Below are 9,402 nucleotides of genomic sequence, written 5' to 3'. Positions count from 1 at the left end.
TTTTCTTTGCGGAATACCGCTATCCTATTTGTGATGACAACTTCCATATGAACGCCTTTTGGTTACATTTATAGTACTTTGGTGCTATTTATAGTACCATCTTTAAGGCAATAGTCAACCGTTTTTTGCTTCCTACGGATAATTTGGCAACATTTCATTCCAGTACTTGTCCGGTTTGCATTCATGCATTTGGTCATTCACTATTCTATAGTTTGCATATTCGATACAAACCCCAGCAAGCAACTTATTAGACTCAGGAACCTTATTTTCCGGAATAACCAGCAAGCCCCCACCGTGAGAAAGCAAATAATGTAGGGAACTTTTTTAGCGTAGCATTTTATATGACTGCTATGTTATTTTTATGCAGCCAAGAGTCTAAGCCTGTATGGAACTGGACTTATCCATCCTAGTTTTCTTTATGTTCATTAGATTTTCCTAAAAATAAAACAATTCTGGAGCTTTATTCCATATCAGATTTGCGATACGGTGTAAACGTAATGAAGAAGCAGAGCGCTTCACCTACAAGAAACATTGCAAGCCGCGCGGCCTTTTGAGGCATCGCACCGAGGTACTTCGCAAGGATCAACGCGCACACCGCACGCGCGCAACGTGCACCATCGCAAGGCTGCAACTGTGCAACGTGCAACTCGCATACCGCAAGCTTGCAACCGCACATCGAGGCACACCGCTTCACGCGTACTTTAATTGTAAGGAGTCTACCATGAATGTACAACTGAAAGATACATATAACCTGTTTATCGGCGGAAAATTTGTTCCTGCGTCCGACGGAGCAACCTTTGAAACCACAAACCCCGCCACCGGCGAGCACCTGGCTTACGTTGCTGAAGCCACCAAAGAAGACGTTGACAGCGCTGTGAAAGCTGCGTGGTGTGCGTTCCCCGCGTGGAAAAACACTTCCGTTACCCAGCGCAGCGCCATCCTGAACAAAATTGCCGATGTTATTGACGCTAACAAGGAGCGCCTTGCAACCATCGAAACACTCGACAACGGCAAGCCCATTCGCGAAACTATGAACATTGATATTCCGCTTTCGTCCGAGCATTTTCGCTTGTTTGCCAGCGCCGTTCAAACGCAGCAAGGCTCAAATAGGCTGCTCGATGGCAATTTATTGAGTATCGTCATGCGCGAACCAATCGGCGTTGTCGGCCAAATTGTGCCGTGGAACTTCCCGTTTTTGATGGCCGCGTGGAAACTGGCGCCCGTCCTGGCGGCAGGCGACTGCACCGTGTTCAAAACCTCGTCCAGCACGCCGCTGAGCGTGATTGTGCTGATGGAGCTTATCCAAGACATTGTTCCTGCTGGTGTTATCAACATCATTTCGGGGAAGGGCTCGAGCAGCGGTCAGTTCCTACTTGACCACCCTGGCCTGCGCAAACTTGCGTTCACGGGTTCAACCAGTGTTGGCTACAACGTAGCGCGCGCGGCAGCCGACAAGCTTATTCCGGCAACGCTTGAGCTGGGTGGCAAAAGCGCGAACATTTTCTTCGACGATTGCAATATGGACCAAGCCATCGACGGCTTAATGCTGGGAATTTTGTTCAACCAAGGGCAAGTGTGCTGTGCTGGCTCGCGTGTGTTTGTGCAGGAAGGTATCTACGACGAGTTCGTGAAACGCGCAACGGAGCAGTTCAACCGCGTAATACAGGGCAACCCGCTTGATCCGAAAACGCAAATTGGCGCGCAAATCAATGAAGCGCAAATGAAGAAAATTGCGTCGTACATGAACATCGCGCGCGAAGAGGGGGCTACGATTGCAGCAGGTGGCGAGCGTAATACCGAGGGCGATTTAGCGAAGGGCTGCTTCTTCAAGCCAACGCTGCTTACCAATGTAACGAACGATATGTGTGTTGCGCGTGAGGAGATTTTTGGTCCTGTAGCTGCGATTATGAAGTTCAAGACCGAGGACGAAGTGGTGAAGCTTGCCAACGATTCAGACTATGGCTTGGGCGGTGCGGTTTGGACGCGCGATATTACGCGCGCGCTGCGTGTGTCGCGTGCCATTGAAACCGGCCGCATGTGGGTAAACACCTACAACCAAGTGCCTGGCGGGGCGCCGTTTGGCGGCGTGAAGAAGTCGGGCATCGGCCGTGAAACCGACCTGTCGATTTTGGAAGCATATACGCAGGTGAAGAACATCATCATCAACCTGAACGATGCGCCCAGCGGATTTTATCCCGAGCACTAAAGCGCGCCAGTCGCGCAAAACGCCCGCGTAAGCGCGCAACCGCGCACAACACGCAGGAAATCGAGGAGCCCATGTGCCGCTGATGTGGGCATCTTGTGTAGGTGTGGGTATGCTATACCAGCACATGCATGATGAGAGGAAGCGGCGCGTGGTATTCATAATCAGAGAAAGGCGAAGCGCAGCATGCACGAATCCGCAACACTATGCGGTGTGTGTGCTGCGTTTTTATAGAACGGTGTACGATCACGGGTACAGATTGTAACTGGACATACGGCTTCTTCTTTGAATTTTTCCTTGAAAATTTTACCAAATCGTACCTGGCAGTATATTTGTAATATGGCTTTTAACGGGTAGAACCAGCAGATAAAGTAGGCATCACAAGCGAGCTGTTCCCAATTGCCCGCACCCCCATTCAAGCTTTGTTAAAGAATTTTTTTAACTTTTATCAATTAGTGTGAGCTTTTCGCATTCATAAAATTTTCCTTTCCATAAAGCACAACTTCTAGTAGAAAAATAATGTATGATACAACCAAATATACAAACAAAAAAAAGAGGTGCACCTTTTAATGATAGAAAAAGCTATCGTTAAAAGGTTTAAGATTGGCTTAATAGCTTGATTCTTGAGTGCAAAATATTACTATTTCTTCTTATAACCTATAGCAACATCACCTGTTTTATTAATACCCGGTACTTTAAGAACAACAGAACTTGACTTGTCTTTTAAATCAAATTTCCCAACCAAAAATAAAGCTTTAAGTCCTGAACCAGGTAAATTGAACGATGAGTCAACTAATTTGATGGGTTTATCTCCAAGAGTGACTTTAGACAAATCATAATGAGAATCCAGAATATCTCGTGACACAAAGAGATACAACTCATCTTTATTCATATAGTTTTCTGGTATACGAAACTCTTCCTGAGACACCGCTACTGTTTCCCAATGGTACGACGCAAGCTCCGCCTTCTCATTATCGTCAGCGCATCCAGCAAGAGAAAAGAGAGTACTTAGCAGCAGAAGCATAACAAGACAACTTTGAAAAATGTTTTTGCAAAAAATAGTTTTACTCCTCATAACACCACTAGCCTCCTTTTCGTTAACACAACTCTTAGGCAAAGGATTATAAAACAAACTATTAAGTAAATGTAACAATAGCATTCATATTAATGCACCTAATGGGAATAATTGCCATAATTGCATTTATCACAAAAGCATATTTACCAGCTACTCTTTTAACTATTTCGGTCGCCTGCTCTCCATTAGTCATGTTTTTATCGACAAATATTATGAGAAAAAATATTAAAACCAGACCCACCCATTTACTACTTATTACGGAGCAAACCAACTTTCATAAATTCCTTATCTCCAATACGAAACTTTTTACTATTAAAAGCCACTCCCATAATTCTGCTCATAATATACTCATCAGTTATAAGCACGAAATACTGCTTATCTTTTTTATCCACCAAATAATACTGATCAGCCCCAAGAGCGGCAACAGCTTTACTGAAATCATGCATGCCAAACAATGGCAATCCTCCAAGGAGAGTAGAAAACCATCCAACAAAATTATCCACCATTTTCTCAGATGAACTGTTATAAGTCTTAACAACAGTTAGCATATTGATTTCTGAGTCAGGATATTCATCTAGGACAATCTGCTCTTTAATTTTCGACTTCTTAAAACCGCTCAAACTACTATCGAAACCATATTTATTGAGATTAATAGGCTTCTTAATAACAGAAAAATCAACACTATTGTTCTCATCCAAAAGATAATCAACACTCACGTTTAAAGCAGATGCAATAAATTTCAGATTCTCGATATCTGGCAAACCTCGATTCGTTTCCCATTTTGCTACAGCAGCACGAGATACCATCAATAATTCCGAAAGCTCCTCCTGCGTCAACCCAGCTTCCAGACGAGCCTTTCTAATTTTTTCTCCCAAAGATACGCCACTGCTCATTTCCAAATTCCTCTCAAATCACTTATTACGCATTATGAAATTACTTGACGGAAACTAAATTAGTATTGAAACATTTGATTTAGATACCGTCTAATTACAAACTAACAAATAATTTACAACGGAAAAAGAAATAAGGTGAAACACTTTAGTTACCAACTGTAACAGCATAAGGATGCAAATAATGTAGGGAACTTTTTTACGATTATCGCGACGGTTTGTTCCCCAAAACACAAGCAACTAAATCTATAGATAATTAAATTAATAATCACTCGCCTAAAAAAATAGTAAACCGCGCTCAAAAAGCGCGCTGAGCCAGCCTAAAGCCGCCGCACGCTAAACTTTTAACGGTAGTCCTCGCTAAGACCTGCTACACAAGGGCAAATTGCACCCACCTAATTTGCCCTTGACATCAATACGACACTCTTCACGTGGATTGAGAGAACTCCGAGTATGGCTACACTTTTTTAGTGCACAGCATGGAAATTGGGTGCACTTTTTAACAATAAGAAAGGCATGTTAAAAGATTTAGTCATTATCGTTCCAGAAACTTTTCATCAAGAAGGAAATCAATAATATCTATAACCTGAATTCCATCTTCCGTCACCCAAGGTTTGGTACGATCTTTTACAATAATAATCTTCTTAAAATTGTCTGCTATATGCATAAAAGGACGCGTTTCCTGCAGCGTTTTCTCGTGGGTGACCAAGTTAAGAGAAGATTGGATGTAGCATTTATTGTCGGCAAAGTTGCATACAAAATCTACTTCTGTTTGGATTTTTTTATTTCCGTTGCGAATTTCAACGATGCCAACATCAACGTTATAGCCTCTCATAATGAGCTCATTATAAATAGCGTTTTCCATGAGGTGCGATTCTTCTTGCTGTCTAAAATTTAGGCGTGCATTTCTAAGCCCTAAATCAGAAAAATAATATTTCTGAAGAGCACCGATATATTTTCTTCCTTTTATGTCATACCGCGATGCTTTTTTGACAATGAAAGCATCTTCTGCATAAGAAAGATAGGAAATAATGGTGTTTAATGACAGCTCCTTTTCGCCTTTACTTTTAAAAGTTTCAAATATTCTTTTAGGGTTTGTTAATGAACCAATAGAAGATGCAAGAATATTGATAAGGGTATCCATAACGTCCACGCGTTTGATTCCGTGGCGCTCTGTAATATCGCGAACGTAAGTCTGCTCGAACAAATTTTTTAAGTATGCAGCCTTCTCTTTATCACTCTTTTTAAACATATTAAGTGGCATGCCACCGTAAGTAATATATTCATTCCACGCTTCAGTTTTATCAAAATCCGAAGCTGCATAAAATTCAGCAAACGAAAGAGGGTGAACATGTATTTGTTCTCCGCGCCCTCTGAACTCAGTAATAATATCTGATGAAAGGAATTTTGAGTTGCTTCCCGTAATATAAATATCAAGATTTTGCTCATGTAAAAGCCCGTTTACAACTAACTCAAATCCTTCTACTAACTGAATTTCATCCAACATAAGATAATAGGGGCCGCTATCTTTAATCAGAGTCAAAATATCTTGTTCCAATTGTTCTGGATTATTATGATATTTTCTGTTGATAGCACGGTCTAATTCTATTTTGATTATATGATCTGCAGGTACGCCTTCAGCTAGTAGATGGTTACGGTATAACGGATCCAAGAGATATGATTTTCCGCATCTGCGGATACCGGTTATCACTTTGATCATTCCGTCATCTTTTTTATTGATGAGCTGCTGTAAGTAGTGTTCTCTTTTAATGTCCATATTTAAAATCCTATTGAATTATTTTGACGCTTTGTACCATTTATTTCATAGCGTGTATGACTCCTTACTTTATTACGGCATCCGAGAGAAGTCAATGAATTCTTCTGACACATGTGTCAGATATGAACTCTGCGTTAGACCTAACATACAAAGGCCACGCTCTGTAGAGGCTCTACCAAGGATTTAGAGAATGTCACATTCAGCCAGACTGGCTTTTAATCTACGCCGTTAGCGAAGACGAGCTTATTCTCGTTGCTTCCCGCACAGGAAGCCACGCAGACCTGTTCAACCTGTAAATGACCATTCCACTTAATGTGGGTTTTTGGTATGCTCTAGATACCTTCTGTGAGCTAAAACTCGCTAGTTACGAGACTTACTGGTTACGAAAATACGTGTTAAGGAGATTAGTATGAAGAAATCTGTATATCAAGCTATACGATTATTCCTTTTTTCATTATTATTACCTCTTTTAGGACTAATCCTTAACTCACTTAGATTGTTTAACCCAGAAATTGCTTATGACTCACCTGTTTTATTAGTTTTCATAGCTCACGTATTTGGTTTAACAAGACTTGTACTTTACTCAATCGTTGTCAATCAAAAAACACTCGAAAACTTAGGAGTTTGTAAAACCATTGCCATAGCGCTTATCGCACCAGCCATTGATTTATTGATATTACAAGAGTCTCCTCAACAATTGGGTAGTAGCTGGACTTATACGTACATTACATTTTTTGTTACTCTTGAATGTATTCCAACTATAATTCCAATCATTGTTAAAGAGTTTTTACGAAGAAGAAACAAAAAGCACAAAGCTTAAATGTGCTCGGCATGAGGCTCATAGTACCAATACAACGCCCCCCACATGGGTTGCATTACGCGATTTTCTATAGTATTTATTGAGAATAAGAATTCTTATACACTTCTGAACACCACGTTTCCGCTGTCATCTTACTTTGCTGGCATAATTTAAATTTCTTATTAAATTGATAGAACGGGTAGTAAAGTTACACTTTCATCAGCATTCAACTATTGATATATAATTTCTGGATTCAGCAGGAAGTCAAGTAGTCCCGCAATCAGAACGCCTTCTTCCGTATGCCAGGGTTTTGCACTACCGCCAACTAGAATGATTTTACGATATTGCCTAAGATAGCAAGAAGATAGTAGCCATACGTGTCTAATTTGCACTTAATGGCCATTTCACTATGAGCACACCACCAGGAGTGTTGCCGCATGAGTGTGCTTCTTTTTGTTCCGCAATGGCATAACAACACAAGGATGTACTGACATTATTGTTCACCATCGCGATTGCCTAATGCTTCCTTGTTCGATATACTAATACCTGCACATATAAATATGCGAACTGCTTAGTTCGGACCCAGAATGGGTCAGGCTCTTTGATGACACCTTCGCTTACGAAGGTGTCATCGTTATATAGAGAGGATCACTATGTACACGATCGCATTGTTATTTGCGGCGTCTCGACACGATAGTTCTTACCCTGAAAAGTCCTGGAGGCGCGAGTGGAGTATCGCATGCCAAAACCCTCTCTTTGAAGTCCATTGTTTCAACTATGATAGTTTTCTCGAGGGTCAAGCTCTCGAGTGTGAGCTGGCTTCGCAGCATAATTTACCAACTATTCTCCGCTGTCACCCAACGAGCGAGGAAAATTATAAGCGTCTTGCGCATGATTTGTCTTTGCACGGTTATAAACTCATAACAGACGCAAGTACAGCCTTTTCTGGCCAATGGGACTACAGGGTAGCGTATAATCCCAGCTTATCAAAATACCTGCTTGATAAAACTAATGTCGGCGCGCTGGTCGGTTCATGCGGTGGTGATTACGAACCGGCAACCGTGTATGTCATTAGAGATGACGATGGGCCGTTATTTGATTTTGAGGGAGAATATTTCCTCATTGGTGAACAGTTTTTCAGTACGTACAAGCAGCGTGTAAACGATTTCATACAAGAAAAGGGCAATACGTTTACGGGAGAAGCATTCTTTGAATTATATGCTCCGCGCGTCTGTTATGAGGGCCGTCCTGTGGTGTATCGCGTGTTTTATTATTACGGGGAGCCCTTTTTTCAATCCTCACTCGCGCCAATCCGCGAGCGTGAAAATGATAATAACGAAGATAGAATAGAGCCTGCGCGGAAAGTGCCAACGCCGCCTCAGCAAATGGTAGATGCCTTTAGAAATATAACGTATAACACATTTTACGCGTGTGATTTCACTCTTATAGCTGGTGGAGGGTGGGTGTGTACCAGAATCTTTGACGGGCAAATGTCTCAAGTATTTAGGCGTCATCACTTAAAAGAGTTTTATGCATCATTTTCTCAGGTGATTGCTGCTGGACCAAAAATTCCTGCGTGGATTTGGTGCCTAACTGCAACGGTGCAAGCTGAAAATGTTATAGGAGAAGATAAACGGCTTGTCCATGGCACACGACATTTTCGACCTGGCACAAAAGTATTTCTTCATCCACCCAACTGGGATGATCGAGTGGCAGCAATTGGTATTCCTCGATATACTGACAAATATGTCCGCGTTGTTATGGACATCTATAAACTGGAAAATTTCTCCTTAGAAAAGGTTTCCAATCCCGAATTGGTGGCAGCTCTCCAGCATCCCTATGGTAGTTGGCCGTTTGTTCGTATGGCACAAACTTATGTTGGGCGCGGTGTTTGGGACCAAAGCGATGAATGTAAGCAAAGAATTGAACATACGATAGCGTATCTTACGGAGTCAACAAGCTAGTCTTGTAACTTATGCCGTTGTCCTCAATACAGACTGAACCAGTGGGTGAAGCGGCTGATACGGTAGAATAGGGATACTTATTCCAGAGGAAAAATATCATGCCATACAAACCTTTAGTAAAATACTTTGATTGCATGGCGGATAGTCGTACTCAAATGGCAGAGGAACATAGTATCGTATCCACCGCTAAATGGAAAAGGTTACGGCTAGTACCCCTGCTAGCCGTGCTGGCAGGCCTAGTAATACTAGTTTATCGCTTCTGGTGGAACACCTCTGCTCTGTATGCCCCATACTATGCTCTCATGGCATGCGGGGTTGTTGCTGCATTGATTCAGTTATTGGTTGCCATAATAACTACTTCTCTGCATCGCAGAAGGGTTATAGCTATCGTGGATGCGGCAGTGATTATAGTGACGCTGTTGACTATCGTCTTTGGCGAGTATATAGCCTGCGATGTGCTGAAATTTCCAACTGTTAGCTATGCTTGGAGCCCTGGGACGCAGATTGACACCATCACTACAATCCTGGCTGGTGCCGTGGTGACACTCCTTGTGTTCTGGGAAGAACGCAAAACAGAGCGGCAGTAAAACCATACTTATTACACACGCAAAATACGGTATTTTAGAGTTTTAGACCACCATATAATTGTAATTCTGATAATATTATGATACTTTTTTGATAAAAGGAGGTTACT

General features: G+C 41.9%; 9 protein-coding genes. 5 read left to right on the top strand and 4 right to left on the bottom strand.

Annotated elements, in window-relative coordinates; all coding sequences use genetic code 11:
* Nucleotides 1–460: 460 nt before the first annotated feature.
* Nucleotides 461–676 (bottom strand): hypothetical protein, encoded by a 216-nt coding sequence (locus AC1DBT_RS02790; RefSeq protein ID WP_416448021.1) that lies wholly within the window; start codon nucleotides 674–676, stop codon nucleotides 461–463.
* A gap of 45 nt (nucleotides 677–721) precedes the next feature.
* On the opposite strand from AC1DBT_RS02790, the gene AC1DBT_RS02785 reads away from it, so the two are divergent.
* Entirely contained in the window at nucleotides 722–2,206 is a 1,485-nt protein-coding gene (locus AC1DBT_RS02785; RefSeq protein WP_296157720.1) for an aldehyde dehydrogenase family protein, read from the top strand.
* 637 nt (nucleotides 2,207–2,843) lie between these two features.
* Here the strand turns inward: AC1DBT_RS02785 and AC1DBT_RS02780 are convergent.
* From AC1DBT_RS02780 to AC1DBT_RS02770, 3 genes are all read right to left on the bottom strand, one after another.
* Entirely contained in the window at nucleotides 2,844–3,278 is a 435-nt protein-coding gene (locus AC1DBT_RS02780; RefSeq protein WP_464360587.1) for a hypothetical protein, read from the bottom strand.
* Nucleotides 3,279–3,526: 248 nt separating this feature from the next.
* Nucleotides 3,527–4,171, bottom strand: coding sequence for a helix-turn-helix domain-containing protein (locus tag AC1DBT_RS02775; RefSeq protein ID WP_480018486.1), 645 nt, complete (start codon nucleotides 4,169–4,171; stop codon nucleotides 3,527–3,529).
* A 532-nt stretch (nucleotides 4,172–4,703) separates the two neighbouring features.
* Nucleotides 4,704–5,945: an ATP-binding protein gene (locus tag AC1DBT_RS02770; protein ID WP_480018485.1), complete on the bottom strand. Its 1,242-nt coding sequence runs from the start codon at nucleotides 5,943–5,945 to the stop codon at nucleotides 4,704–4,706.
* Between the two features lie 197 nt (nucleotides 5,946–6,142).
* On the opposite strand from AC1DBT_RS02770, the gene AC1DBT_RS02765 reads away from it, so the two are divergent.
* The 4 genes from AC1DBT_RS02765 to AC1DBT_RS02750 all read left to right on the top strand — a co-directional run bounded on the left by AC1DBT_RS02765 (nucleotide 6,143) and on the right by AC1DBT_RS02750 (nucleotide 9,295).
* Nucleotides 6,143–6,241 carry a type II toxin-antitoxin system mRNA interferase toxin, RelE/StbE family gene (locus AC1DBT_RS02765; RefSeq protein ID WP_480018489.1) on the top strand — a complete coding sequence of 33 codons (99 nt, stop codon included), beginning with the start codon at nucleotides 6,143–6,145 and terminating at the stop codon, nucleotides 6,239–6,241.
* Nucleotides 6,242–6,354: 113 nt separating this feature from the next.
* The gene (locus tag AC1DBT_RS02760) at nucleotides 6,355–6,765 is read left to right on the top strand and encodes a hypothetical protein (RefSeq protein WP_480018484.1); all 411 of its coding nucleotides are present in this window, start codon (nucleotides 6,355–6,357) and stop codon (nucleotides 6,763–6,765) included.
* A 632-nt stretch (nucleotides 6,766–7,397) separates the two neighbouring features.
* On the top strand, nucleotides 7,398–8,708 hold the full coding sequence (locus AC1DBT_RS02755; protein ID WP_480018483.1) for a hypothetical protein: 1,311 nt from the start codon (nucleotides 7,398–7,400) through the stop codon (nucleotides 8,706–8,708).
* 98 nt (nucleotides 8,709–8,806) lie between these two features.
* Nucleotides 8,807–9,295 carry a hypothetical protein gene (locus tag AC1DBT_RS02750; protein WP_480018482.1) on the top strand — a complete coding sequence of 163 codons (489 nt, stop codon included), beginning with the start codon at nucleotides 8,807–8,809 and terminating at the stop codon, nucleotides 9,293–9,295.
* The last annotated feature ends 107 nt before the right edge of the window (nucleotides 9,296–9,402 follow it).

It is taken from the genome of Fannyhessea sp. C0108B2, from assembly GCF_056583915.1.
Note: the sequence above shows the minus strand (reverse complement) of the source record. Positions and strands in the feature narration are given on the sequence as shown.

Coding starts and splice junctions, on each gene's coding strand:
- AC1DBT_RS02755 (WP_480018483.1), top strand. CDS start 7,398: ATGTACACGATCGCATTGTTATTTGCGGCGTCTCGACACGATAGTTCT.
- AC1DBT_RS02775 (WP_480018486.1), bottom strand. CDS start 4,171: ATGAGCAGTGGCGTATCTTTGGGAGAAAAAATTAGAAAGGCTCGTCTG.
- AC1DBT_RS02785 (WP_296157720.1), top strand. CDS start 722: ATGAATGTACAACTGAAAGATACATATAACCTGTTTATCGGCGGAAAA.
- AC1DBT_RS02760 (WP_480018484.1), top strand. CDS start 6,355: ATGAAGAAATCTGTATATCAAGCTATACGATTATTCCTTTTTTCATTA.
- AC1DBT_RS02790 (WP_416448021.1), bottom strand. CDS start 676: ATGTGCGGTTGCAAGCTTGCGGTATGCGAGTTGCACGTTGCACAGTTG.
- AC1DBT_RS02770 (WP_480018485.1), bottom strand. CDS start 5,945: ATGGACATTAAAAGAGAACACTACTTACAGCAGCTCATCAATAAAAAA.
- AC1DBT_RS02780 (WP_464360587.1), bottom strand. CDS start 3,278: ATGAGGAGTAAAACTATTTTTTGCAAAAACATTTTTCAAAGTTGTCTT.
- AC1DBT_RS02750 (WP_480018482.1), top strand. CDS start 8,807: ATGCCATACAAACCTTTAGTAAAATACTTTGATTGCATGGCGGATAGT.